This is a genomic window from Thiocapsa marina 5811 (assembly GCF_000223985.1).
Taxonomy (GTDB): Bacteria; Pseudomonadota; Gammaproteobacteria; order Chromatiales; family Chromatiaceae; genus Thiocapsa; species Thiocapsa marina.
Map to the genome: position 1 here is coordinate 326,727 of NZ_AFWV01000005.1, position 20,910 is coordinate 347,636.

At 66.0% G+C, this 20,910-nt stretch carries 31 protein-coding genes; 15 read left to right on the plus strand and 16 right to left on the minus strand.

Annotated features, from left to right (window positions below; translation table 11 throughout):
• Window positions 1–438: 438 nt before the first annotated feature.
• From THIMADRAFT_RS09280 to THIMADRAFT_RS27425, 6 genes are all read left to right on the plus strand, one after another.
• Window positions 439–663 carry a helix-turn-helix domain-containing protein gene (locus tag THIMADRAFT_RS09280; protein ID WP_007192759.1) on the plus strand — a complete coding sequence of 75 codons (225 nt, stop codon included), beginning with the start codon at window positions 439–441 and terminating at the stop codon, window positions 661–663.
• Complete coding sequence (locus THIMADRAFT_RS09285; protein ID WP_007192760.1) at window positions 660–1,397, plus strand: helix-turn-helix domain-containing protein; 738 nt, start codon at window positions 660–662, stop codon at window positions 1,395–1,397. The genes THIMADRAFT_RS09280 and THIMADRAFT_RS09285 overlap by 4 nt, the downstream gene beginning before the upstream one ends.
• Window positions 1,387–2,061 carry an ATP-binding protein gene (locus tag THIMADRAFT_RS09290; protein ID WP_007192761.1) on the plus strand — a complete coding sequence of 225 codons (675 nt, stop codon included), beginning with the start codon at window positions 1,387–1,389 and terminating at the stop codon, window positions 2,059–2,061. The genes THIMADRAFT_RS09285 and THIMADRAFT_RS09290 overlap by 11 nt, the downstream gene beginning before the upstream one ends.
• Before the next feature lie 385 nt (window positions 2,062–2,446).
• Window positions 2,447–2,659 (plus strand): hypothetical protein, encoded by a 213-nt coding sequence (locus THIMADRAFT_RS28570; protein ID WP_407635148.1) that lies wholly within the window; start codon window positions 2,447–2,449, stop codon window positions 2,657–2,659.
• Window positions 2,638–2,808: a hypothetical protein gene (locus tag THIMADRAFT_RS27420; protein ID WP_007192762.1), complete on the plus strand. Its 171-nt coding sequence runs from the start codon at window positions 2,638–2,640 to the stop codon at window positions 2,806–2,808. Before THIMADRAFT_RS28570 ends, THIMADRAFT_RS27420 begins: the two co-directional genes overlap by 22 nt.
• 204 nt (window positions 2,809–3,012) lie before the next feature.
• Window positions 3,013–3,303 carry a PALP domain-containing protein gene (locus THIMADRAFT_RS27425; protein WP_007192763.1) on the plus strand — a complete coding sequence of 97 codons (291 nt, stop codon included), beginning with the start codon at window positions 3,013–3,015 and terminating at the stop codon, window positions 3,301–3,303.
• A 29-nt stretch (window positions 3,304–3,332) separates the two neighbouring features.
• On the opposite strand, the gene THIMADRAFT_RS09300 is transcribed toward THIMADRAFT_RS27425, so the two are convergent.
• Window positions 3,333–4,106 carry a nuclease-related domain-containing protein gene (locus THIMADRAFT_RS09300; protein WP_007192764.1) on the minus strand — a complete coding sequence of 258 codons (774 nt, stop codon included), beginning with the start codon at window positions 4,104–4,106 and terminating at the stop codon, window positions 3,333–3,335.
• A gap of 294 nt (window positions 4,107–4,400) precedes the next feature.
• Between THIMADRAFT_RS09300 and THIMADRAFT_RS09305 the strand changes: the two genes are divergently transcribed.
• On the plus strand, window positions 4,401–5,093 hold the full coding sequence (locus THIMADRAFT_RS09305) for an SOS response-associated peptidase (protein WP_007192765.1): 693 nt from the start codon (window positions 4,401–4,403) through the stop codon (window positions 5,091–5,093).
• A gap of 130 nt (window positions 5,094–5,223) precedes the next feature.
• On the opposite strand, the gene lexA is transcribed toward THIMADRAFT_RS09305, so the two are convergent.
• The 12 genes from lexA to THIMADRAFT_RS09360 all read right to left on the minus strand — a co-directional run bounded on the left by lexA (window position 5,224) and on the right by THIMADRAFT_RS09360 (window position 11,644).
• Complete coding sequence (lexA, locus tag THIMADRAFT_RS09310) at window positions 5,224–5,697, minus strand: transcriptional repressor LexA (protein WP_007192766.1); 474 nt, start codon at window positions 5,695–5,697, stop codon at window positions 5,224–5,226.
• 54 nt (window positions 5,698–5,751) lie between these two features.
• A complete protein-coding gene (locus THIMADRAFT_RS09315; RefSeq protein WP_007192767.1) occupies window positions 5,752–6,258 on the minus strand; it encodes a nucleoside 2-deoxyribosyltransferase in 507 nt (168 codons plus the stop codon).
• A gap of 48 nt (window positions 6,259–6,306) precedes the next feature.
• Window positions 6,307–6,795: a DinB/UmuC family translesion DNA polymerase gene (locus tag THIMADRAFT_RS25620; protein ID WP_233490220.1), complete on the minus strand. Its 489-nt coding sequence runs from the start codon at window positions 6,793–6,795 to the stop codon at window positions 6,307–6,309.
• The gene (locus THIMADRAFT_RS27865; RefSeq protein ID WP_050799526.1) at window positions 6,686–7,573 is read right to left on the minus strand and encodes a Y-family DNA polymerase; all 888 of its coding nucleotides are present in this window, start codon (window positions 7,571–7,573) and stop codon (window positions 6,686–6,688) included. Before THIMADRAFT_RS27865 ends, THIMADRAFT_RS25620 begins: the two co-directional genes overlap by 110 nt.
• Before the next feature lie 58 nt (window positions 7,574–7,631).
• Window positions 7,632–7,988 carry a hypothetical protein gene (locus tag THIMADRAFT_RS09325; RefSeq protein ID WP_007192769.1) on the minus strand — a complete coding sequence of 119 codons (357 nt, stop codon included), beginning with the start codon at window positions 7,986–7,988 and terminating at the stop codon, window positions 7,632–7,634.
• Window positions 7,989–8,066: 78 nt separating this feature from the next.
• Window positions 8,067–8,486, minus strand: coding sequence for a LexA family protein (locus tag THIMADRAFT_RS09330; RefSeq protein ID WP_007192770.1), 420 nt, complete (start codon window positions 8,484–8,486; stop codon window positions 8,067–8,069).
• Between the two features lie 214 nt (window positions 8,487–8,700).
• On the minus strand, window positions 8,701–8,883 hold the full coding sequence (locus tag THIMADRAFT_RS09335) for a hypothetical protein (RefSeq protein WP_007192771.1): 183 nt from the start codon (window positions 8,881–8,883) through the stop codon (window positions 8,701–8,703).
• 21 nt (window positions 8,884–8,904) lie between these two features.
• On the minus strand, window positions 8,905–9,297 hold the full coding sequence (locus THIMADRAFT_RS09340; protein ID WP_007192772.1) for a DUF302 domain-containing protein: 393 nt from the start codon (window positions 9,295–9,297) through the stop codon (window positions 8,905–8,907).
• Window positions 9,298–9,437: 140 nt separating this feature from the next.
• Window positions 9,438–9,734: a PH domain-containing protein gene (locus THIMADRAFT_RS09345; protein WP_007192773.1), complete on the minus strand. Its 297-nt coding sequence runs from the start codon at window positions 9,732–9,734 to the stop codon at window positions 9,438–9,440.
• A gap of 14 nt (window positions 9,735–9,748) precedes the next feature.
• Window positions 9,749–10,726 carry an Acg family FMN-binding oxidoreductase gene (locus THIMADRAFT_RS09350; protein WP_007192774.1) on the minus strand — a complete coding sequence of 326 codons (978 nt, stop codon included), beginning with the start codon at window positions 10,724–10,726 and terminating at the stop codon, window positions 9,749–9,751.
• 159 nt (window positions 10,727–10,885) lie between these two features.
• Window positions 10,886–11,314, minus strand: a complete 429-nt coding sequence (locus THIMADRAFT_RS09355; protein ID WP_050799527.1) for a nucleoside deaminase — start codon at window positions 11,312–11,314, stop codon at window positions 10,886–10,888.
• Window positions 11,315–11,365: 51 nt separating this feature from the next.
• Complete coding sequence (locus THIMADRAFT_RS09360; RefSeq protein ID WP_040730755.1) at window positions 11,366–11,644, minus strand: hypothetical protein; 279 nt, start codon at window positions 11,642–11,644, stop codon at window positions 11,366–11,368.
• Between the two features lie 184 nt (window positions 11,645–11,828).
• On the opposite strand from THIMADRAFT_RS09360, the gene THIMADRAFT_RS09365 reads away from it, so the two are divergent.
• The 5 genes from THIMADRAFT_RS09365 to THIMADRAFT_RS09390 all read left to right on the plus strand — a co-directional run bounded on the left by THIMADRAFT_RS09365 (window position 11,829) and on the right by THIMADRAFT_RS09390 (window position 15,033).
• Window positions 11,829–12,683, plus strand: coding sequence for a DNA-binding protein (locus THIMADRAFT_RS09365; protein ID WP_007192777.1), 855 nt, complete (start codon window positions 11,829–11,831; stop codon window positions 12,681–12,683).
• A 311-nt stretch (window positions 12,684–12,994) separates the two neighbouring features.
• Window positions 12,995–13,225, plus strand: coding sequence for a ribbon-helix-helix domain-containing protein (locus THIMADRAFT_RS09375; RefSeq protein WP_007192779.1), 231 nt, complete (start codon window positions 12,995–12,997; stop codon window positions 13,223–13,225).
• Window positions 13,222–13,617, plus strand: coding sequence for a type II toxin-antitoxin system VapC family toxin (locus tag THIMADRAFT_RS09380; protein WP_040730531.1), 396 nt, complete (start codon window positions 13,222–13,224; stop codon window positions 13,615–13,617). Before THIMADRAFT_RS09375 ends, THIMADRAFT_RS09380 begins: the two co-directional genes overlap by 4 nt.
• Window positions 13,618–13,638: 21 nt before the next feature.
• On the plus strand, window positions 13,639–14,151 hold the full coding sequence (locus tag THIMADRAFT_RS09385; RefSeq protein WP_007192781.1) for a hypothetical protein: 513 nt from the start codon (window positions 13,639–13,641) through the stop codon (window positions 14,149–14,151).
• 120 nt (window positions 14,152–14,271) lie between these two features.
• The gene (locus THIMADRAFT_RS09390; RefSeq protein WP_007192782.1) at window positions 14,272–15,033 is read left to right on the plus strand and encodes a DUF6946 family protein; all 762 of its coding nucleotides are present in this window, start codon (window positions 14,272–14,274) and stop codon (window positions 15,031–15,033) included.
• Window positions 15,034–15,166: 133 nt separating this feature from the next.
• Here THIMADRAFT_RS09390 and THIMADRAFT_RS25630 read toward each other — a convergent pair whose 3' ends face one another.
• Both THIMADRAFT_RS25630 and THIMADRAFT_RS09400 read right to left on the minus strand, forming a co-directional pair.
• Window positions 15,167–15,304 (minus strand): hypothetical protein, encoded by a 138-nt coding sequence (locus THIMADRAFT_RS25630; protein WP_407635145.1) that lies wholly within the window; start codon window positions 15,302–15,304, stop codon window positions 15,167–15,169.
• 403 nt (window positions 15,305–15,707) lie between these two features.
• On the minus strand, window positions 15,708–16,040 hold the full coding sequence (locus THIMADRAFT_RS09400) for a hypothetical protein (protein ID WP_007192783.1): 333 nt from the start codon (window positions 16,038–16,040) through the stop codon (window positions 15,708–15,710).
• 813 nt (window positions 16,041–16,853) lie between these two features.
• Here THIMADRAFT_RS09400 and THIMADRAFT_RS09405 point away from each other — a divergent pair.
• From THIMADRAFT_RS09405 to THIMADRAFT_RS09415, 3 genes are all read left to right on the plus strand, one after another.
• Entirely contained in the window at window positions 16,854–17,651 is a 798-nt protein-coding gene (locus THIMADRAFT_RS09405; RefSeq protein WP_050799528.1) for an MBL fold metallo-hydrolase, read from the plus strand.
• A 28-nt stretch (window positions 17,652–17,679) separates the two neighbouring features.
• Complete coding sequence (locus THIMADRAFT_RS24665; RefSeq protein ID WP_007192785.1) at window positions 17,680–18,282, plus strand: histidine phosphatase family protein; 603 nt, start codon at window positions 17,680–17,682, stop codon at window positions 18,280–18,282.
• Window positions 18,283–18,915: 633 nt separating this feature from the next.
• Window positions 18,916–19,353 carry a hypothetical protein gene (locus tag THIMADRAFT_RS09415; protein WP_139052764.1) on the plus strand — a complete coding sequence of 146 codons (438 nt, stop codon included), beginning with the start codon at window positions 18,916–18,918 and terminating at the stop codon, window positions 19,351–19,353.
• 87 nt (window positions 19,354–19,440) lie between these two features.
• Here the strand turns inward: THIMADRAFT_RS09415 and THIMADRAFT_RS09420 are convergent, their stop codons facing one another.
• A complete protein-coding gene (locus THIMADRAFT_RS09420; protein ID WP_007192787.1) occupies window positions 19,441–20,805 on the minus strand; it encodes a cytochrome P450 in 1,365 nt (454 codons plus the stop codon).
• Window positions 20,806–20,910 lie beyond the last annotated feature (105 nt).

Consider the following 20,910-nt stretch of genomic DNA (forward strand, 5'->3'; position numbering starts at 1 on the left):
ACCCGCATGGCCGCGCGGGCCCACGGCAAGGCCTACCTGCCGGGATCGCTTGGTCGATCGAGCGGTCCGTCAATCCTCGCCGCATGGACCGGTCGAAAGCGCCAAGCCCGCGCCAGCCTTCATCCCCCGATTCGTCCACGTCTGTGCGCGTGCTGGGCCGCCCCGGCCCGACGCGCTGCGCCACATTGTTCCCGTTGGCCGACAAGAAACCCAAAACACGCGAAAGGCGTCGAAAAGCGTCATCTAGAGCGGCTTCGCCGCGTTCGCGATCGGCCTATCATCTGTTCCGCGTTCGAGGACACTTTCCGCACCGGCCTAGGCTTCGAACATGCTGCCGGCGGGACAATCTCGGGCGCGTGTTCCATGTCGTCGGCGGCAACGCACCGGTCGGTCCAGCCCGCCGGCCGGGACATGACAGACAGTGATTCGGAGCCCGGAATGAACAGCACCATCGGAGGAAACCTCCGTCACCTGCGCAGGCGATCCGGTCGGACCCAAGCCGAGGTGGCCAAGCGCGCCGGCACCTCGCAAGCCCGGATCTGCCGCATCGAGACCGGCGACGCCAACCCGACCCTCGCCAGTCTGCGCCGCATCGCCCGCGCTCTGGATGTCCAGGTCGTGGATCTGCTGCAACGCCGCCCCGAGCAGGCGCGCCCGACATGAGCCGAGCGGCACGCGATTGGGCTTGGGACTGCCGCGGACTGACGCCGGCACAGCGCTTGGTTCTGCTGGCGTTGGCCGAACATGCCGACGAGGCGGGCGGCTGCTGGCCGTCGTTGTCGCGCCTGGCCGCGCGCGCCGAGCTCGATCGGCGCACCGTCACGCGCTGTCTGGCGGCACTCGAGGCGCGCGGTCTGATCCACCGCGCGCGCAGCCGGCCGCAGCGCACCCTCTATCGCCTTGCGGTCGGCACATCCCCCGCGCAGGTGCCGACCCGCGACGAGGAGACGGCGTGGGGGACTGAACCCATGCCCCTCGACGACGGACCCGCGATCGCCTTGGATCCGCTCGACCCGACGGTGCCGACTCCCCGAACCGGGGGCGTCACGCCCCCGCACCGGGGGCAACAGACCCCGAAATGCAGACCCGATCCGGCGCGCCCGATTCCGCCCGACTGGGGTCCCGGTGCGCGGGTCCTGAGTTGGGCCGCCAAGCAGGGCATCGCACGCGACTGGGTCCAGGACCAGGTCGAGGAGTTCGTCGCCTACTGGTCCGACACCGGATCGCGCCGCACGAGTTGGGATGCCACCTTCATCCAGCGCCTGCAGACCCTGCAGGCCCGCACGACGCAGAGGCCACCGCATGAGCCGATCGGACGACTCGCCGACAAAGACTACGCCCGCGGAGCGACACCGCTCGATCGCATCCCCTGGCTGCTGCCGGCTGATGTCGCTTGAGGAGCTGGCGGAGCACGGACGCCGCGAGATCCGACAACTCCTGGCCGCACGCCGGGACGAGGCGCAACGCCGGCTCGAATCGGCCGTCGGACGCTGCGGAATCCCCCCGCGCTTTGGCGCGAAGACCTTCGAGAGCTATCGGGCCACGACGCCGGAGCAGCAGCAGGCCTTGAGGGTCTGTCGCAGCTACGCGGCGCGCTTTGCCGCCGGCGCCTGTCACGGCGACAGCCTGCTCCTGCTCGGCGGTCCCGGCACCGGCAAGACCCATCTCGCCTGTGCCATCCTCGCGAGTGTGATCCGGGCCGGCCACACGGGGCTGTTCATGTCCGTCCCGGCCGCGCTGCGCACGGTGCGCGACACCTACGCGACGCGGGCGGCGTGCTCGGAAAGCGAGGCGCTGGCCATGCTGACCGACCCCGACCTGCTGGTGCTCGACGAGGTCGGACTGACGATCGGCAGCGACGATAAACGCCGCGCGATGCTGTTCGACGTGCTCGATACCCGCTATGCGAACCTGCGTGCCACGATCCTGATCGGCAACCTGACCGACGAGGAGATGGAGCGTTATCTCGGCGAGCGGATCATGGACCGGCTCTGCGAAGGCGACTCCGCCCTGGTGTCCTTCACCTGGCCGAGTTTTCGGCGCAGCGGGGGTGGCGTTTGATGCGGTCCGCCATTGGGGTGCACTCGGCACGTCCGGCGCTTCGGTCGGTGCCGTATCGCTTCTTGTCGTCGGACCAAGGGAGTAGGGAGCGCTCGCAGGAGCGAACGGGACGCAGCGTACCCCGAACGCAGACATGGGTAACTCGAAGGCTGGACAGGTCTCCGACAAGGGGTGAACGACTCCACGGAGTTGGCAGGTCGATGCACCGGGACAAGAAACGCCGGAATCGATGCGGTCACTGGAGCTTCGCTCGCGATCCATTGCGTCATGGATCGGATAGCGGTCCCGACCTACCCAGAAGCCACCGACGACAGCCCCATCCATTCCCCGCCTGAGCCAGGCCCATCTACCCACGCCCATCGAGCCGCTACCGCGGCTCTCCGCCCTGCTCGGCGGTCCTCGGCTCTTCATCAAGCGCTACGATCAGGCCGGCCTCGCGCTCGGCGGCAACAAGACCCGCAAGCTGGAGTTCCTGGTGGCCGAAGCGCAGGCCCGCGGTGCCCGGACCCTCGTCACCGCCAGCGCTTGGCAGTCCAATCACTGTCGCCAGACCCCCCGTCGGCGGCCCGCTGCGGGATGGACTGCATCCTGGTGTTGACCGGCGAGCGCCCCGCCGAAGCGTCCGGGAATCTGCTCCTCGATCACCTTCTGGGTGCGCGGATCGTCACGACATCCGATCGCCGCGACCGCGATCGTCTCCTCGAGGAGACCGTCGAGAGCGCCGCGGCGCAGGGCCACGCCCCGTAACTGGTTCCCTACGGGGGAAGCAGTCCGACCGGAGCGTTGGGCTATGCCTTTGCGATGCAGGAGGTCCTCGCACAGGAGATCGATGCGAACTGAATCGTCGTCGCCAGCTCCAGCGGCGGCACCCAGGCCGGACTGGTCCTGGGGCAGCGTGTCTTCGGCTACCGCGGGACACTGCTCGGGATCGGCATCGACGAACCGGCATCCGTGCTGAAGTCACACGTGGCCGCCCTGGCGAGCGATGCAAGTGCCGCGCTGGGCCCACGCATCGCCGTCGACGCCGCGGACGTGCACGTCGACGATTGCTACTGCGGTCCCGGCTACGGGGTGCTGACCGACCTCGAGCGCGAGGCGATCCGGATCTTCGCACGCCCCGAGGGCATCCTGCTGGATCTCATCCGCCGCGGTTTCTTCCCGAGCGATGCGCGCATGCTGTTCCGGCACACCGGCGGGCAGCCCGCGTTGTTTGCCGAGCCGTACCCGACCAAGCATTTGTGAGTCCGGTTGCGGCTTCGATCAAGAACTCCTCACCCGAGCGGCTGCATCACCCGGCACTTCGGATACCTCGAGCATCCCCAGAACCGATCGCCGGCCCTCGGTCCCGTCTTTACGGTGCGCAGGATGAGCGGGCTGCCGCACTTCGGACAGCGGCGCTCCGCCAGCGGATCCGCTCGCGTCTCGAGGCGCCTAACGTGCGCTCGGTGGTTTGCCGACCCCGGCTTCAGCCGGCCGCCGGCGATGCGCTGCAGAACGGCCTCGACCGCCGCATCACTGAACACCGGCTCGCGGAAGGACCTGATGAAGCGGATGAAGCGGGTACCTTGTGTCACGTTCTCAGGAATCGGGGTTTTGAAGCGACTGTCCCCGACGAACGTAACGACCGAGTGGATGGTCTCGGGAGGTACATCGAGCAGCGCCTGTAAGGCTTTCACATGCTTGTAGTTTTGCAGCAAAGGATTCTGAAATCGAATCGTGTGTCGATAGATCTTCTGCGTCCACTGCGCCTGACGCTCGCCGCCGAAGATCCAGCCCTTCATATTCTTGGTCTCGATCACGAAGATTCCGTAGCGCGAGACGACGACATGATCGATCTGGGTCGCGCCGTCGGGGGTCGGCAGGGTGAGATCGTGGACGGCGCGATAGGTCGCGCGGTCCAGGCGAAGCCGGAGCGCCCAACGCACGAGGTGCTCGCCCACGATGCCTTTCACCCGCGAGGACTTGAGCAGAGCGCCGAGGAGCGCAAGCGGAATCAGCCACCAAAGTGCGTTCACGAGTGGCGCGAGGACGAGCGTCGGATCCATGACCGTGGGTCCCTCGGTGGGGGCGTGCAATTTCGCGAGCACTGCAAGTGTAAGCTATGCCTGACCGTCATGCGAGCTTGGGGACAGACTCGGCAGTAGGGTCAGTCGCGGGATGCCGGCGATTCCGCGATCAACGACGCGGTGAGGTCGGTAAACTGACCGGACGCGCGGTGCGTCGACTGCACCCCGACCGCCCAACCCGGAGAAGCCGATGGATCCGCTTTCCGCGCGCGGATCGATGCGTTGTCCCTTAGGCGCGCAAGCAACCGAAGACCGACCCGGAGGGAGACACCCGTGTGCGGACGCTACGCCCAATTCACCTCGCCCGGGGACCTCGCCGAGATCTTCGGCGCGACCCTCGACATCGCGGACGTCAGCCCGCGCTACAACGCCGCCCCGATGCAGTGGTTGCCGGTCATCCGCCAACGTCCGAGCGGGGAGCGGGTCGTGCAGACGCTGCGCTGGGGCCTGCTCCCGAGCTGGGCGAAAGACGAGACCATCGCCAACCGCCTGATCAACGCCCGCGCCGAGACCCTGGCCGAGAAACCCTCGTTCCGCTCGGCGTATCGCAAGCGTCGCTGCATTGTCCCGGCCGACGGCTTCTACGAATGGGCCAAGCGCCCGGACGGCAAGCAGCCCTATTACATCCATGCCTCGGACGGCAGCATCCTGGCATTCGCCGGGCTTTGGGAGCGCTGGACCCGACCCGACGACGGGGAGAGCATCGACAGCTTCACCATCGTCACCACCGCGGCCAACGACCTCATGCGGGCGCTGCACGATCGCATGCCAGCGATCCTCGCTCCCGACGCCACGGCCCGCTGGCTTGATCCGGCGAGCAAGCCGGATGCGCTCGGCGACCTGCTTGGCCCCTGTCCGGACGCACGGCTCGCGCTTCACCCGGTCACACGGGAAGTCGGAAACGTACGCAACGAGGGAGCGGAGCTGATCGCGGCGATATCCGACGAGGACACGCGCGCGAACTGACGAGGAACGGCCCGACGCCGAGACGCAGGCTCGCAATGGTCAAGACGACGATTTCGGACGTGAGTCGAGTTTAGTGGACTTCATTCGTTCAGAATGGGCCTCTGCTTCGAAAATGCCGAGGCAACCACACTCACCCCGCCCGCACCACCCCCGACACCACCCCCAGGATCTCCACCTCGCCCTCCTCGAACACAAACGGGTCCATAGCCTCGTTCGCCGGCTGCAGCCGGATCCCCTCGTCCTCGCGATAGAAGCGCTTGAGCGTAACCTGATAGCCGTCGATCCGGGCCACCACCGTCTCGCCGTTCTCCGCCGTCGGGCGTTGTTCCACGACGACCAGATCGCCCGTGTCGATGCCGTCCTCGGTCATGGAGTCGCCGCGCACGTACAGGGCAAAGCTACGCTCGGCCGCATGCCGCTTCACCAGACGGGCAGGGACCATCAGGGTCTCGCGCTCCTCGACCGCGACCACCGGCTGACCGGCGCTGACCAGGCCGAGCAGCGGCAACTCGACGGTGAGCTCCTCGCGCGGGTCGAGCGGCTCCAAGTCGGGGTGCCAGGTGGGACGCACCTGTCTACGGATTGGTTGCATCATGTCGTCCATCGCGATCTCCTGGAGGTGATGGTCTGTTCGGGGAGTTTAGCCGCAGATCCGCGATCATGCGCGCCCGATCCCTGCTGAATACGCTATTTCACCATCGACATCGTGAGCGCGGTCGGGTCCGAACACCGCCTCTTGAAGCCCTGCTTGCGTGTTCACGATGACGTCGCACGCCATCTCGACCATGGCGTTGACGATCGCATGCTCGGATTCGCCCGCGCGCCGAAAGTCGGTGCGGATCCCGACGATCTTCGCGTCCGCCGCCTTGGTGGCGAAGAAGTACCCGATCTCCCACGCGGTCCCGTCGTCGACCTGGGTGCCGTCGAGCAGGGCGATCAGCAGATCGGCACGGTCGAGCCCGACCTTGCAGCGCCGGAAGATCTCTGCACGTGCCTCGGCCCCCAAGGCGGCGATCTCCTCGGACGCGATCAGCTCGTAGGGCCAAATGATCTCGACGTGCTCGCCCCGGCGCGACGCCTGCTCGAGCAGGAGACGTCTGGTCTTGCGGTGCCAGTCGCGTTCGGCTTCGGTGAAGAGCGGTCCTGCCAGGTAGATGACGCGCATGATCGTCCCTCGAGTATCCCGCGATCCGTTTCGAACACTGCGCCGGGCTCACCCCGCGCGCACCGTCGCCAACCCCGCCCAGCGTGTCGTCGAGACCCCGGAGCCGCGCTCCGAGCGTCGCCGCCAGCCGGACCCGGACAGCTGACCCGCGAACCGCAGGGTCTCGCGCCCGTACCTGCGATTGACCGCGTCCAGCACCGCCATACGGCGCCGCGCACGGTCGTCCTCGCCGACCTCGGCGAAGAGATCCGCCGGAGCCTGACCGGCCGGGACCACATCCGGCAACAACACCCCGGCCTTGCGGTAGGTATCGCCTGAACGGAACAACCGCTCGACCCCGCGGGTCGCGGCCCGCACCAGCGTCGTGCTGTCCTGCGTCGGCACCGGGAAACCCAGCGTCACGGCGTTGGCGTAGAACGCCCGGCCCCTATCGAAGGGATTGGTCTGCACGCACATCGTCAGTGCCGGAGCGGCGAGCCGCTGCGCCCGCAGCTTCTCTCCGGCCCGACTGGCGAAGGCCGTGACCGCCGCCCGCAGCTCGGCCGGCTCGGTCACCGCGGCCCCGAAGCTGCGCGAGACCATGACCTGCCGGCGTGGCGGCGCTACATCCTCCAGCGCCAGACAAACTTGCCCACGCAGCTCCTGGGCGATGCGCTCGACGACCACGCCGAAGGAGGCGCGCAACCGCTGCGGGTGCGCCTCGCGCAACGCCAGCGCATCGGCGATGCCGATCGCGCGCAGACGCGCCCCCCGAGCGACCCGCGATGCCCCAGAGGTCTTCCACCGGAACCACCGCCAGCACGTCGTCGGGGTCCGGCAGCGCCGACCAGTCGAGCACCGGACCGGCCGGTCCCTGGCCCTTCTTGGCCAGCCGATTGGCGAGCTTGGCGAGCGTCTTGGTCGGGGCGATCCCGACCGCTACCGGGATGCCGGTCCAGCGTCGCACGGTCCGGGCGATCTCCAGACTCAGGACGGTGGGATCCCGGACCCCGGCCAGATCCAGAAAGCTCTCGTCGATCGAATAGATCTCGATGCGCGGGGTGAACCCCGCCAACACCTGCATCACCCGCCGCGACAGATCCCCGTAGAGGGCATAGTTCGTGGAGAATACGGCGGCGTCGGCCCGGCGCAGAACAGCGGCGTACTTGAAGTAGGGCGCCCCCATCGGGATGCCGAGCGCCTTCGCCTCGTTGCTGCGCGCCACCACACAGCCGTCGTTGTTGGAGAGCACCACCACCGGACGGCCCTCCAGGCTCGGCCGGAACAGCCGCTCGCAGGAGGCGTAGAAGTTGTTGCAGTCGACCAGGGCGAGCATGGCGGGCTTCTCTCGATCGGACGGCGAGCGGGGCTGCGGCAACCTGCCGGGCGCAATCTCAATCGCCCGCAGGCGAGAGGCGCACCGCGGGTTTGTCGTCATCGGGCGGGCCGGCCAGCGGCGAGCCGGCTTTCCACGTCGACAGGCGATGACCACCCTCCGGCATCGGGCGCAACAGACCGACCCAGCCTTTCCCCCAGTCGATGCGGGCGGCCCCGTCCTCCAGCGTCCAAGTCCCGCTGCCCCGGTAGTCGCCGATCTGCTCGGTGGCAATGCCGTCCGGCAGGAGTCCGATCACGATCGGAGTCTCGGGTCGCGACAGACTGGGTGCGGACCAGGTTCCTTCAAGCGCGTCGCCGGCACCCACGACAGCGGAAAGAAGCAGCAACAGGAAGGCAAAAATGGGACGCGACATCGGACACCTCGAGGGTTGCGGATGAGCAAACGGCCCGGCAAGCACTACCGGGCAAGGTCATCACACGCGACGGCAATATCAAAACGAATGCACGACGTGGGCGACCACGCCCCAGACCACCAACCCCATCTCGCCCTGAATCTCCAGCGGCGCATAGTCCGGGTGCTCGGGCACCAGCCAGACCCGCCCACCCGCGATTTTCAGGCGCTTCAAGGTCAGCTCGCCGTCGACGGCCGCCACCACGATCGACCCGGACTTGGCCTCGCGCGAGCGGTCCACCACCAGCAGATCACCGTCGCGGATCCCGGCACCGGTCATGGAGTCCCCCTGCACCCGCAGGAAGAAAGTCGCGGCCGGATGCCGGATCAACTGCTCGTTCAGATCGATGGTGCCTTCCAGATCGTCGTCCGCCGGCGAAGGGAAGCCGGCCGGGATGCGCGCGCCGAAGAGCGGGAGCGGGCAGGGGATCGGGGCGAACGTGCAGGCGTGCGCGATCATCGGCGTGCCGGGCGCAACGGATGAATCCGCGCCGCGCTCACCGCGTGGGCAGAGAAATCGGATCGAGGCATGACGGATGACCGGAACTGCATAAACGTCCAGTCATGGTAGCGCATGCGGGGGTGGTCGGACCAAGCCGAGACGGCCGGGCTTTAGGGGTCGCGATGGAGGTGGGCCTCGACACGTCCCCTGTTCCTGAAGTGCCGGTGAGGGCTTAACACTTGGCCTTGGCGGTGTCCTCTGCTTTGGTCTCCTCCAGCATGGCTTTGGCCTCCGCCAGCTCCGCGGGCGTCGGCTCCTCACCTGTGAGGCTGACGTACAAGTCGCGTAAGGACTCCAGGTCCAGAGCATTCTTGCCCTCGATCAGACTCGGACTCGGCTTCTCGGTCTCGGTCATGAACGCATTCCGATTTCATCATCATGCCTGCAGTGCCGTTGCGACCCGCTCCAAAATGGCATGTGCCTCGGCGGCGACCTGATCGACCACCACGTCCTCGACCAAGGCGAGCACGGGAACCGGATCCATGAAATCTACGGCGGTGCGTGACGGCGATACCTCGCGAACCACGACGTTGCAGGGCAGCAGCGCCCCCGCCGAGGGCCGAGAGCCGATCACGCGGCGGGCCAAGCCCGGCGCGCAGGCCCCCAGGATGCGATAGCCGCCGATGTCTTCGTTCAACTTTTTTCTCAGGATCGCAGCGACATCGACGTCGCTGACGATCCCGAGATGCTCCGCCGCCAGGGCGGCCACGACGCGCTCCACCGCCGCGTCGAACGGATGATCGATCTCCACGCCAAAGGCAAAACTCATCGGGTTGCTCCAAAGGATTGAGGGTTCTCGGATCACGCTTGCGAGAAATGCTCGCACATGAGAGCGGCAGCGAACGCCGTGCGCATCCTCGATATGGAGGTGGCGTCTCGGCAGGCACGGACAACCGCCGCCACACGTCTTCAGCGCCCCATATACTCCGCCAGCAACCCCTGCACCTCGTAGATGTTGACCGCTTTGCCGAAGGTCTTCTGGATCGGGTTCGACATCCCCGAGGTCCAGAGCTTGAGCTCGGCCTCCAGATCGAAATGCCCCGCCGACTCCACCGAGAAACGCACTACGCTCTTGTAGGGGATCGACAGATACTCGACCTTCTTGCCGAACAGCCCCTGCTTGTCGATCAGGATCGGCCGGCGGTTGGTGAAGAGGACGGCGTCGCGCACCAACCGGTAGGCGTGCTCGATCTGTTCGCCGTTCAAACGTCATCCGCCGGTCAAAGGCCCGCCACGACCACATGACTCGCCGGCCTCCGAAAGGAGCGCGGCATCAATGGCCCGCGACCGAAGCGCACAAGGAGATCCGGGCGCCCCCGGTCGAGCCCGATCGCGGCGGCCAATTCGGACCGCAGGGCGGGCACCTCGAGCGGCTGGTTCAGATGGGCCGTGCGCACCCCCAAGACCGTCGCCTGCAAGGCAAAGCGCTCGAAGGCACGGCCCGCCTCGATCCAATGCACCGGTTCGTCGATCTCCGAGACGAAGACCGCGAGACCCGCGGAGCTGCGCACCTGGCGCACCGCCTTCGCGTTCTCGGCCTTGGCTGAAACAATGTGCTCGAACAGCGCGCGTCCGAGCCACGCGGGCAGGCTCGGGTTGCCGGTGCAGGCCGCGAACAGCCCATCCGCCGTAGCCTTTGCATGCCGGGTATTGAACCGGACCCAGTGCTTCAACTCGCGGAGGAAGGCCGGATCATTCAGTTGAGCGCGGTTGCCCTCGACCACCAGCTCCAACACGCGCTCCATCGGCGCACGCTCGGTGAGCAGCACGACCCGCACACCCGCGCCGGTCCCGGCCGCCTCCAGGGCGCGCAGCTCCGCGTTCGAGAGCGGCTGGCCATCGTAGTCGCAGCGGGTCGACTGGCGGGTCGCGATGGCCTCGAACAACGCCGAACGCTCTACCGGCCCCGCGTCCAATGCCATCGCCACCGATCCGCCCGCGTCGCCCTGGTACCGCACCTCGCCCCGCCAACCCAGCGCCGGCGCGGCCTGTAGCAGATTCTCCGCGGCACAGCCCAGGCTGACGAAGAGGTGGTGATCGTCCGGATCCACGACCGGACAGCGCCGCCCCCGATCGGGCAGGATCTCGATGCGTTCCGGACCCAACCGGAACAGCCAGCACTGGGTGTTGTGACTTGAGGGCGCCAGGATGGCGTGAGTGACAAGCTCAAGCTGTCGCGCATCGGGCCGGTCGGTCATGGTCGAGTCCTCGTATCGAGCCGAAAGGTGCCAAATTCCGGCGCCGTCGTCATCGTGCGGGATCGCCCGGCGCGCCGCTCGCGGCCCCGTGCACGCCGGATCGCCCCGCGAGCATCTCCGAGCGCCCGGACAACCGGCGGTCCGCGCGGAACGCCAAGTTCAGTAACGCACCCGCCCCGGATCGGCGGCGAAGGCTTCGAGTATCTCGAGCGCCTCCGCCCGCAGCAATGGAATCTCGGGGATCGCACGCTGCTCCGCCGGCCTTGCCAGCTGCTCGTAGATGAAATGGTCGTCGAAGCCGATGCCGGCCGCATCCCGAGTGCCGAACCCGTAGAACACGCGCTCGATCCGCGCCCAGTAGATCGCACCGAGGCACATCGGACAGGGCTGGCCGCTGGTGTAGAGCACGCACCCCTGCAAGCCGTTGTTCCCGATCCGCCGGCACGCGTCGCGGACCGCGACCATCTCGCCATGCGCGGTTGGGTCCCGGGTGGCGATGACCCGATTCCAGCCTTCCCCGATGATTTCCCCGCCCAGCACGATCACGGCACCGAATGGCGCCGCATGAAACGCGCGTGATCGGAGGATCCCGCGGCGTCCGCGGGACCTCCATCCGAAAGCTCCGACTGTTCGCTCACATCAACCCCCGACGGCTTGCGGCTGACCGAGTCGCGCCGTCGCGCTCTCCCGGCACTGCGCCATGAAGACATAGTTCCGTTCCCCGAGGATCCGGTCGTCCATGCGCAGCGAGAGCGCCGCATCTCGGTCCTCGTCCGACAGCCCGCAGACCTGCCGCATGTCCACCGCCCACGCACGCCCGCTGTAAAGGTTCAAGGCCAGATCCTGGAGCGCACGAGCGCCGCCGTGGTGGCCCTCGCGCAGCCATTGGCACCGGACCGGATGGAGATCGGGGTTCATCGCGTTGGCCTGCTGCGGTTTCGACGGTCCCGCATTCTCGCGCATCCGCATGCGGAGCGGTGGTCGCTCCCGGCCCATGACCTGCTCATATCTGAACGTTACATATGGCGTTAATTAAGTATTATTAAGTTATTTGCGGCGGCGGCACCGCCGCGATCCGATCCACCATCGACGGAGTCGCACCATGGGACGTCCCGGCATCACCTCCGAGCAGGTCCACGAGGCCGCCGACGCGTTGGTCGCCGAAGGCGTTGCACCCACCGTCGTCGGCATCCGCACGCGTCTCGGCGGCGGCAGCCCCAACAATATTTCGAAATGGTTGAACCAATGGCGCGATGCCCGGACCGAGCTGGAACATGCTGCATCGCCGCCGACGCCGACACCCGTCGAGACCGCCATGCGCGGGGTCTGGGTTGCCGCCTGGAGGGCCGCGCAAGAGCAGTTGGAAGGGGAGCGCGAGGCGATGGCGAACGCCCGCAAAGAGATCGAGCGCGAGCGCACCGAGATGCTCGCCGAGATCAACCGTCTCGACGGCGAGCTCGATTCGGCCAAAACCGAGATCCAGCAGGTGCACGAGGCGCTCGATGCCGAGCGGCGCGAGCACGAGGGCACGCGCGCCGACGTGAAGGAGGCGCGCGCCATCGCCAGCGAGCGCAAGGCACGCATCGAGCACCAAGCGATCGAGCTGCAGGAGGCCCAGCGCCAAGCCGCCGAAGCAACCGCTCAGGCCGGCCGGGCGCAGGCGCTCGCGATCGAACGCGACCGCGCCTTGGCAGATAAAGAACGTCTCGCTGCCGACCTCAAGCGTGAGCAGGAGACCGCCAGGCAGGCCAAGGCCGCGATCGACACCGGTGCGGCGAAGATCCGCAAGTTGGAAGAGGCTTTGGAGGACGAGCGGACGGCTCGCACGGAAGGGGAGCGGAAACTCGCGGACATGCGTGTGGAGGTGGCCACGCTCGGCGAACGGGCAGCATACGCCGATGAGCTGCGGACCCTACTGGACGAGCTACGACGCGATCACGGCAACGCAAGGAGCTGAACATGCGCACGACCTTTCTCGACCTGGAGACCACGGGGCTGGACCCCGTCCGCGACGAGATCCTGGAGATCGGCATCCTCGACGACGGCGGCGAGATTCTCCTCGACAGCCTGGTGCGGCCGGAACGCGCTGTACGACCGGCTCGCGCTACCGGAGGAGATCAACGAACGGATCGCTCAGGAGATCGGGCAGCTGATCGAGAGTACCTTCCAGTGACCGGTAGCCGGCGGAGATCATCGCACCGGAGACGGCAACGAACCGTCGTTGATCGCATATAATTGGACATATGATTGCTATGACAGAGCACCACCATGGGCCAAGTGACGATCTATCTCGATGACGAGACCGAAACGCGGATGAAAGAAGCCGCCAAGGCCAACGGCGTTGCCGTCAGCCGCTGGGTTGCCGAGCTGGTCCGGGAGAAGACGGCAACCGAGTGGCCGGAAGCCGTCCGCCAACTGGCGGGGGCTTGGCCGGACTTTCCGGACGCAGAAACGCTGCGACATAACCAAGGCCAAGACGTCGCACGCGAGCCGTTCTGATGTACCTGCTCGACACCAACACGCTGATCTACTTCTTCAAAGGCCAAGGAAACGCCGCCGAACGCCTGTTGTCCGTTTCACCTACGGATCTGGGAATCTCCGCGATCGTCCTGCATGAGTTGGAGACCGGGATCGCCAAATCGACGCATCCGGAGAAGCGCCGCCGGCAACTCGAAGCGCTGGTCAACACGGCCGTATTCTTCCCGTTCGCAAAAGCGGAAGCCCGCGCCGCGGCTTTGATCCGGCGGGATCTGGAAGAGGCGGGCACACCGATCGGCACGCTGGATACCCTCATCGCCGCGACGGCCATCGCCAACCGCGCGACCTTGGTTACGCACAACACGCGGGAGTTCTCGCGTATCCCGGATCTGGCGCTCGATGACTGGTTTTAGCTGCCAACAGGAGAAATCGTTATGTTCCCGACCAGACTGATTCGATATACAGGCATCGCCGTTCTCGGCCTGCTCGCCATCCTAACCGGGAAGGTCGGCGCGGTCCTGCCGCCGGATGCGGTGGAGGGACTCAAGGCGGATGCCCAAGCCGTCCTCGAAGTGAAGGTGTTGGAGGTGCAGAGCGCTGCGGCTCCGGCTCCGGCTGAGCGCTTCGATGTCGTCTATCGCATGGAGGTCATCTCCGTGCTGCGCTCGAGCACGCGGGTGGAGCCGGGCGAGATCATCCAGGTGCGCTCTTACGGCGTGAGTCAGGCGCTCCTCGAGAACGGCTTCGTCGGCCCCAAAGTGCCGGCCCTCCTGGAGTCGGGCTGGATCGGCACCGCCTACCTCGATCCCGATCCGCAGGCATCCGGCGCCGAGGCCGAGGCCGAGCGCCAATTCGTGATTGCCGCACATGGCGACAGTTTCGAGGATCTGCCGCCGGGTCCGCCTTCGTTGGAGTACAGCGTCATGCCTCCCGAAGGCGAGCGGTAAGGCGGCCGTTCCAGGACTGACTCGGAATGGCCCGAACGTCAGCCGGTGCGTGAGCACAAGGCGCGCTGAATCAACATCATTCCGATACGGTCGAGAACTTCGTAGACAAGGGCGAGCTCCATGTCCATCGCGAAAGCCGGCCAGCGCATTGCATCACTCGCAGACTGGGAGCAATACGCACCGCCGAAGTCACCTCGCCACTGGGTCGATGGCCGGAGCGCCAAAGAGGTCGCTCGGGCTTGGCTCGAGGGCGGTGGAATAACCATGCCGCAAGAGGTTCTGGCGATGCTGTCCGGCCACCCGCGTTTCGATGGCCTGCTGTCATGGGACGCGGAACCGGAAGCAAGGCTTCGCTTCGACGCCTTTCCCGGCGAGCCTCGGAACAGCGATCTCCTCGTCATCGCCGATGATTCGTTCGGCCCTTATCTGCTGGCGGTCGAAGCCAAGGCCGACGAGACCTACGGCGACACTCTCGCCGATGTGCTCGCCGCCGCTTTGGAGCAGCGCATCGAGAATCCGAGGTCCAACCGCATCGCCAGAATTGACGGCCTGGCGACGCTGCTTCTGAGGCCACGGTGTGCCGGTCAGCCCAAGGCAGGGGATCTGCGTTATCAGTTGTTCACGGCTTGTGCAGGCGCGTTGGCCGAGGCACATCGACGCCGGTCGGCCCGAGCAATCATGCTCGTCCACGAGTTCATCACATCCGCGACATCCGACGTGAAACACGCGCGAAACGCATCCGATCTCCGGTCGTTCCTGTCTCGCATTTCGGGTCAAGGAGAGACCCTTCTTCACGACGGGGAGCTTCAAGGCCCGTTCGTATTTCCACCCTATGCGGGCGTCGAGTTGTTTGTAGGCAAGGTCGCGCGAAACCTCAGATGACCGCTATCTTCCCTGATTCCCACTCGCTATGGAGGGTCTTGACCCGGAGAATCGGACGCCCGCGGGTGGACCCGAAGGTGTGTTTAAGCCCGATGACAGCGCTCTTCGTGCGACATGGACCTCAAAGCACGCTTCACCCCGGCAAGCTCGGACGCTCCAGGCCGGTCCGCCAATCCTCGACAAACGTCGCGATTGACTCGATGAAGTCCGGATCGTGCTCGGTGCGATTGATGGTGCAATGCACGAGCACGCCCTCGGGTTCCGCCGTCACCGTCCAGGCCAAGGCGTTCGGTCAGCGGGGGAGGGCGAAGCGCACGCCGTCTCGGATCGGCTCGCGCTGCACCTCGAGTTTCCGGAAACCGCGAGGTTTCGAAGGCGAACGAGAGATACCGACGTCCGGCCTGGCGGGTCGGGCCGGATGTCTTGCCGATCTACAGAGTACAGAGAGGTAAATCGGTGCTTCGGTAGTTCTGGCGAGGACGATCGGACTGAACTGCGGACACGTACGAGTGAGGTCGGACGAGGGATGAGCGTTGGCGACACCGGTGGGCGCTCAAGCGATGGGAACAAAGGCGGCGATGAGGGTGGCGGCCGAAGCAGTCGCGAAGATCACGATCGCAGCAGGAGCGGAGAAGTTCGGCGTGGGTGCATTCTGTCGGTCGCGCCGATCGCTCTCAGTGTGGTCCGCTGCCGCCGACCGAGGGTATGGTCATCAATTCTCGGAGCAGTGCCGGATGGGCACGCAGCGTGGCGGTGATGGCGGTGTAGAGGGTGAAGTCTTCGTCGATCGGGGCGCGCGTCGCGCAGCAGTCCTTGTACCACGCATGGGCGAATCCGCTAAGCCAGGCTAGCTGGAGTTTGAAGTTTCCGAGCGGTGGCAAGTGTCCGGGATGAAGCGGGGTGGTGAAGGCGAGGACACCGAACGAGAACCAGTCATCGCCGAAGTCGTCTTCGGGATCGGTCGGGTCGAGGGTCCGAGTGCGCGAGGGACGGCGGTATGCATCCATGTCCTAGTGTCCATATCCGTATCGTTGAAGGAGTCTAAACCGCTTTCTTGAGTTTTTGAAGTGGATGCCGTGCCGACGGATCGGATCAGATGGGCATGGGGCGAGCGCAGGGATGCGATCGGGAGTCGGCTCGGCCTGCCCTAGCACCACCCGATGAGTGTGGTCGTAGCCGTTTCAACGGGGTCTGATATGGCCGCTCCGCCCCAGTAGCTGTCAGTCGCGGTCCCTCGGCGGTGAGACTCCGAAGTGGCGCTGTCGGCCAGGTCCGGACACCACCGCGTCGGCGACCAGCGGCGGCAATGTTCCACGGACCGGACCTCAGGCAAGCCGTCTGAGCAGTGTGGCCACCGCCCTTGAAGTGTGCGCGCCGGTTACTTGAGCCGCTTTCGCTCGACCCTTGGTGCCATGCCGCGCGGGTCGGCCAACTTGACAACCTTTCGTTCTTTGGCCTTAACTCCCAGGTGTTCCCGGCCGCAGTGAGACCGGCAGCAGCCAACGCTTTGGCGTCGGCTTGTCATCCCTTGAACGGCGATCGATTGGCGCTGTCTGACTTCGACCAGCGGCCGGCAAGATCTCCGGTGACCGTCAGCGGCGGGTCCGTGGGTGCCAACATCGCCCGGAGGTCTTCCGATGTGGGCACGTACGTCACGACACCGACCGCGTTCTTTGCGCGGTCTACTCGTCGCAATATGTCTTTTCCTTCCGTTCTCCGCGGCAGTCGGCAGGAGCGATCCACCGTGTCCCTTCGAGCCGGTCAGCAACCGGATCGCGGTCATCGTCGGTTCCGATCACCAAAGCTGCCCTCTGCGGTCGGTGGAACATCCGCTGACCAATCCCGCTGCCATCATTGGTGAAACCGGCGTCATCCTGAGTGACCCCGGCAGCAGCCTGCAGACTGGCCGCTTGGTGTTGGAGCGCCTGCAGGAGATCACCGACAAGCCCGTTGTCGCCGTCTTCAACTCCCACATTCACGGGCTGTATTGGCTGGGTAACCAAGCCATCAGAGAACGGTATCCCGGTGTGCCTATTTACGCCCATGCGCGCATGATCGAGCGCATCCTTCAGGGGGAAGGGGACTTCTGGGTCCAAGCCGTCACTGGCGATCATGACGGTGAGAAGACCGAGTTCGTCGTCCCTGACCATCCGCTGCGTGGCGGCGAAACGCTGACGCTGGGCGGTATCGAGATCAAGGTGCATCACTTCGGCCATGGGCATACCGACCATGATCTGGTGGTCGAGGTGCCGCAAGAGGGCGCCGTCTTCCTCGGCGGTTTGGTCGTCGAGCCCGAAGTACCCTCACAGGGCGTGCCCCGTGATGCCAACTTCCAAGGACAGATCGCCGCAACTCAGGAAGCCATCGCGCTGCACGCCGATGTCTACATCCCCGGGCGCGGCCAGCCCGCCGGAGATGCCATGCCCAAGCGCGCGTTGGCCTTTCTGACAGCGCTGTACGACGGCACTGCCGCCGGTTATGACGCCGGATTGGCCGATTTCGAGGTGACCGAACAGCTCAAAGAGGATCTGGGGGCGTATCAACAATGGTACGACTTCGACCAACTCGGTGGCGTCATCAGCCAGATGTATCTGCAGATCGAACAAGACCAGTTCTAACGTCGCTTCTACAACAAGGGTCCAGATCATGAGAAGCCGATTCAACGGCCGGCGTGCCTTCATATGGCTGTGCGGTGCCTGGGTGACCGTGCTCACGCCAACCACTTTCGCCATGGCTAGTGAGTCGCTGTGGGAAGCCCTGCAAGCGGGCGGCAAGGTGGTAGTGGTGCGTCACGCCCCAATCGAGCGCGGGCCGGGACAACCAGACCCGCGTGTCCGCGACCCTTCCTGTCAGACCGAAGCCAAGCTATCCGCCTGGGGACGTCGGGACGCCGCCGAGTTCGGGCGTCGTTTTCGGGCGCATCAGGTTGCGGTGTCGCAGGTCCTTCACAGTCCCTTTTGCCGCACCACAGAGACCGCGACCATCGCCTTTGAGCATGCCACACCGTCCGGGTTTCTGGCTTTGATCGAAGAGATGCCACCAGCGGAGGCGGCGGCTCAGAGCCAGCACCTGCAGCAGATCACCAGCGCCCATGGTGGGCCTGGTAACTTGGTGTTGATCACTCATCGGCCAAACATCGCCGCGGTGTCATTCGAGCTGCTGGGTTACTTGGACGCGCTGGTGCTGGCACCCGATGGCGCGGGCGACTATGAGGAACTCGGGGTTATCCGCTTTGCTGATAGCGACTGACCTATGAGCCTCGGCGAGGCCGAGGTGCCCTGCAGGATCGGACCGTCTCCCTGGAAGCGGGCTAGCCTCCCTCCTCATTGATCTGCTCTGGAGCCTTCCCCGCAGTGACCGTTATGACGCGGCGTGCAGTCGTTCTGGTTTGTAATGCCTGTTTCCCTTATGGGTCGTGACCGGTCCGGCAGTCGCCGGCTCGCGGGTGACCGGTATCAGGATCGAAGAGTCACTCGCTTCCGGTTGATGGGAGACGGCTCCTGGCCGACTGCCTGCGCTCGGCGAGAGGCGGCGGGGCTTCTACTTGGCTTGCCTCTGCGGACGTGGGGCGTCGCGGGCCGAACCGGCGGTTGGGCGAGATCCTAAGCAACAACCCGTCGAGGTCGTATCGCCACAACCGCTGTAGGGCGTCAGTAAAATGGGTGCTCCAGCGGTGGTAGCAACTCCGGGTCAATCCTCAGCACGATGCGCCTTGCTTGGCCGGGGGTGGAGCGACCCTCGTTGTTCCAGCCGGACGAGCGTCGAGTGCTCCGAGGGTGGTGACATGACTGTAGGGCCTACACATGCGACGGCGCACGGGTGCCTTGGCGACCGGTGCGGTACGCTACGGACGGACCCTTGGGCCTGATAAAGAAGGTCACCGTGAGCTACTCGACCCGCATCTATATCCTCGGACCGGACGACACCCTGTATCGACTGGCCAGCGCGAAGTTCTCCCGCATGGTCGATGACCCGACGAGACATCGAGTGGAGCGCTTCGCGGGCCAGCGCGTGCGGATGGCCGAGGTGATCGTGGAGGTGCGTGATCGGGCACCCTGCGCCGTCGTCCGGCTCGTTTACGAAATGCTCGGGTTCGATGCCGAAGGGCGGTTGGACCGCGACGCGTTCATACGCCGGAACGCGGCGTTGGCGGAACTGGCCATGAATTCCGTGATACCTCGAATGGTGGACGTGGAGAAAGCCGTGGTTGACGCCGGCAGCCGCTTCGTCGCGCGCGGGGGAACCTGGCATCCTTCCGCGGCCCTGGACCAGGAGTTTCTGCGCGCAGCGCTCGACGAGACGCCGTGCAAGCGGCTCTAGCGCGATCGGGCTCAGGCGTCGGAGAACGCACTGACCTGGGGGCTACAGGCGCTGCCTTCCGGGTTGCGCGACGGGGAGTGGCGCAAATCAGTCCGCCTCGCGGGACGGCCTGCGCCGGTGCAGGCGCAGCGGCATGCCGCCTTTGGGCCCGAGCGTGATCTGCGGCTCCAATTCAAGTTGCTGGTTCGGATGCAGGAGCTCGAACCGGTAGTGCTGCCCGATGGTCGCCAGGATCAGCGGGCCTTCGACCGACGCGAACTGGTTGCCGATACAGATGTGCGGGCCGCCTCCGAAGGGGAAATACTTGAACGTGTGCCAGCCGAGCTCGGCATTGTCGGCAAAGCGCTCGGGATCGAAGCGTTCAGGATCCTCCCAAAGCTCGGGGTGACGATGCATGGCGTAGGGGCTCGTCATCAGGACGCTGTTCGCCGCAATGCGGTGTCCGCCGATCTCGAGTGGCTCGGCGGCGGCGCGCATCAACAGATAGGCGGCCGGGTAGAGCCGCAATGCCTCCTTGAAGACCATCCGGGTATACGGCAGACGCTCCAGATCATCGAATCCGGGCAGTCGCCCGCCCAAGACCGCGTCGATCTCCGCGTGGAAACGCGCCGCGATCTCCGGCTGGCGCGCCCGGTGATACCACACATACGTGAGCGTCAGGGCCGTGGTGTCGTACCCGGCAAGATAGAGCGTGAGCACCTCCGCGCGGATCTCCTCGTCGGAGAGGCGCGCGCCGGTGTCGGCGTCGGTCATGTGCACCATCAGGGTCAGGAGGTCGTCGCCGTCCGCACCGCTCGCGCGACGCCGGTGGATCGCCTCCGAGACGATGCGGCCGAGCGTCTCGGAGAGTGCCCGCTGTCGGCGATGCTCCGGGGTCGGGAGCCAATCCGGGATCGGTAGCAGGCGGTCGAACTGGGTCGTGGCAATGGTCTGCAAGGCCGGAACCGTGGCGGCCACTGTTTCGGTATGGGCGGTGCTGTCGACCCTGAAGAGTGCCTCGGTGATGATCGACAGCGTGACCCCGTCCATCTCTTGTTCCACATCCGCCTCCTGTCCGTCGTGCCAGCGCTCGGTCAGGGCGAGCGCGTGACGCACCATGCTGTCGGCATAGCCGCGCACCTGCTGCAGGTGCAGGGCGGGGGCGATCATGCGGCGATGGCGTTTCCACGCCTCGCCTTCGCTGGTCAGGAGCCCGACCCCCAGGGTCTTCTCGAGGATTCTGCGCACGAGTGGATCCCGCGTCAGATGCCGATGCTTTGCCACCAGCATGTCGCGGATGAGATCCGGATGGGAGAGCAGATAGACACGCCTGGGGCCGAGACGGAATCCGACGATCGGCGCGATCCGGGCGCTTTCGGCGAGGAAGCCGAGCCGATCCTCGCGAAAGGCCTGCAGACAACCGGTGAGCCAATGGCCCCTGCGCTCGACCAGTGTATACGTCGCGCTGCTCATGTCGGCCTTTCCTCCCGTGTCCAAGCGGTCTGCTCTCCGGTGCGCGGGGTGACAGCAGCAAGGGTGTTGGCGAGCAGCGCCTTTACAAGCGCTCGGCATCCGCGT

Bases quoted from the DNA above. Each gene is read 5' to 3' on its own strand.
- THIMADRAFT_RS09280 (WP_007192759.1), top strand. From the start codon at position 439: ATGAACAGCACCATCGGAGGAAACCTCCGTCACCTGCGCAGGCGATCC.
- THIMADRAFT_RS09285 (WP_007192760.1), top strand. From the start codon at position 660: ATGAGCCGAGCGGCACGCGATTGGGCTTGGGACTGCCGCGGACTGACG.
- THIMADRAFT_RS09290 (WP_007192761.1), top strand. From the start codon at position 1,387: ATGTCGCTTGAGGAGCTGGCGGAGCACGGACGCCGCGAGATCCGACAA.
- THIMADRAFT_RS27420 (WP_007192762.1), top strand. From the start codon at position 2,638: ATGGACTGCATCCTGGTGTTGACCGGCGAGCGCCCCGCCGAAGCGTCC.
- THIMADRAFT_RS09300 (WP_007192764.1), bottom strand. From the start codon at position 4,106: ATGGATCCGACGCTCGTCCTCGCGCCACTCGTGAACGCACTTTGGTGG.
- lexA (WP_007192766.1), bottom strand. From the start codon at position 5,697: ATGGACGACATGATGCAACCAATCCGTAGACAGGTGCGTCCCACCTGG.
- THIMADRAFT_RS09315 (WP_007192767.1), bottom strand. From the start codon at position 6,258: ATGCGCGTCATCTACCTGGCAGGACCGCTCTTCACCGAAGCCGAACGC.
- THIMADRAFT_RS27865 (WP_050799526.1), bottom strand. From the start codon at position 7,573: ATGCTCGCCCTGGTCGACTGCAACAACTTCTACGCCTCCTGCGAGCGG.
- THIMADRAFT_RS09325 (WP_007192769.1), bottom strand. From the start codon at position 7,988: ATGTCGCGTCCCATTTTTGCCTTCCTGTTGCTGCTTCTTTCCGCTGTC.
- THIMADRAFT_RS09330 (WP_007192770.1), bottom strand. From the start codon at position 8,486: ATGATCGCGCACGCCTGCACGTTCGCCCCGATCCCCTGCCCGCTCCCG.
- THIMADRAFT_RS09335 (WP_007192771.1), bottom strand. From the start codon at position 8,883: ATGACCGAGACCGAGAAGCCGAGTCCGAGTCTGATCGAGGGCAAGAAT.
- THIMADRAFT_RS09340 (WP_007192772.1), bottom strand. From the start codon at position 9,297: ATGAGTTTTGCCTTTGGCGTGGAGATCGATCATCCGTTCGACGCGGCG.
- THIMADRAFT_RS09350 (WP_007192774.1), bottom strand. From the start codon at position 10,726: ATGACCGACCGGCCCGATGCGCGACAGCTTGAGCTTGTCACTCACGCC.
- THIMADRAFT_RS09360 (WP_040730755.1), bottom strand. From the start codon at position 11,644: ATGAACCCCGATCTCCATCCGGTCCGGTGCCAATGGCTGCGCGAGGGC.
- THIMADRAFT_RS09365 (WP_007192777.1), top strand. From the start codon at position 11,829: ATGGGACGTCCCGGCATCACCTCCGAGCAGGTCCACGAGGCCGCCGAC.
- THIMADRAFT_RS09375 (WP_007192779.1), top strand. From the start codon at position 12,995: ATGGGCCAAGTGACGATCTATCTCGATGACGAGACCGAAACGCGGATG.
- THIMADRAFT_RS09385 (WP_007192781.1), top strand. From the start codon at position 13,639: ATGTTCCCGACCAGACTGATTCGATATACAGGCATCGCCGTTCTCGGC.
- THIMADRAFT_RS09390 (WP_007192782.1), top strand. From the start codon at position 14,272: ATGTCCATCGCGAAAGCCGGCCAGCGCATTGCATCACTCGCAGACTGG.
- THIMADRAFT_RS09400 (WP_007192783.1), bottom strand. From the start codon at position 16,040: ATGGATGCATACCGCCGTCCCTCGCGCACTCGGACCCTCGACCCGACC.
- THIMADRAFT_RS24665 (WP_007192785.1), top strand. From the start codon at position 17,680: ATGAGAAGCCGATTCAACGGCCGGCGTGCCTTCATATGGCTGTGCGGT.
- THIMADRAFT_RS09420 (WP_007192787.1), bottom strand. From the start codon at position 20,805: ATGAGCAGCGCGACGTATACACTGGTCGAGCGCAGGGGCCATTGGCTC.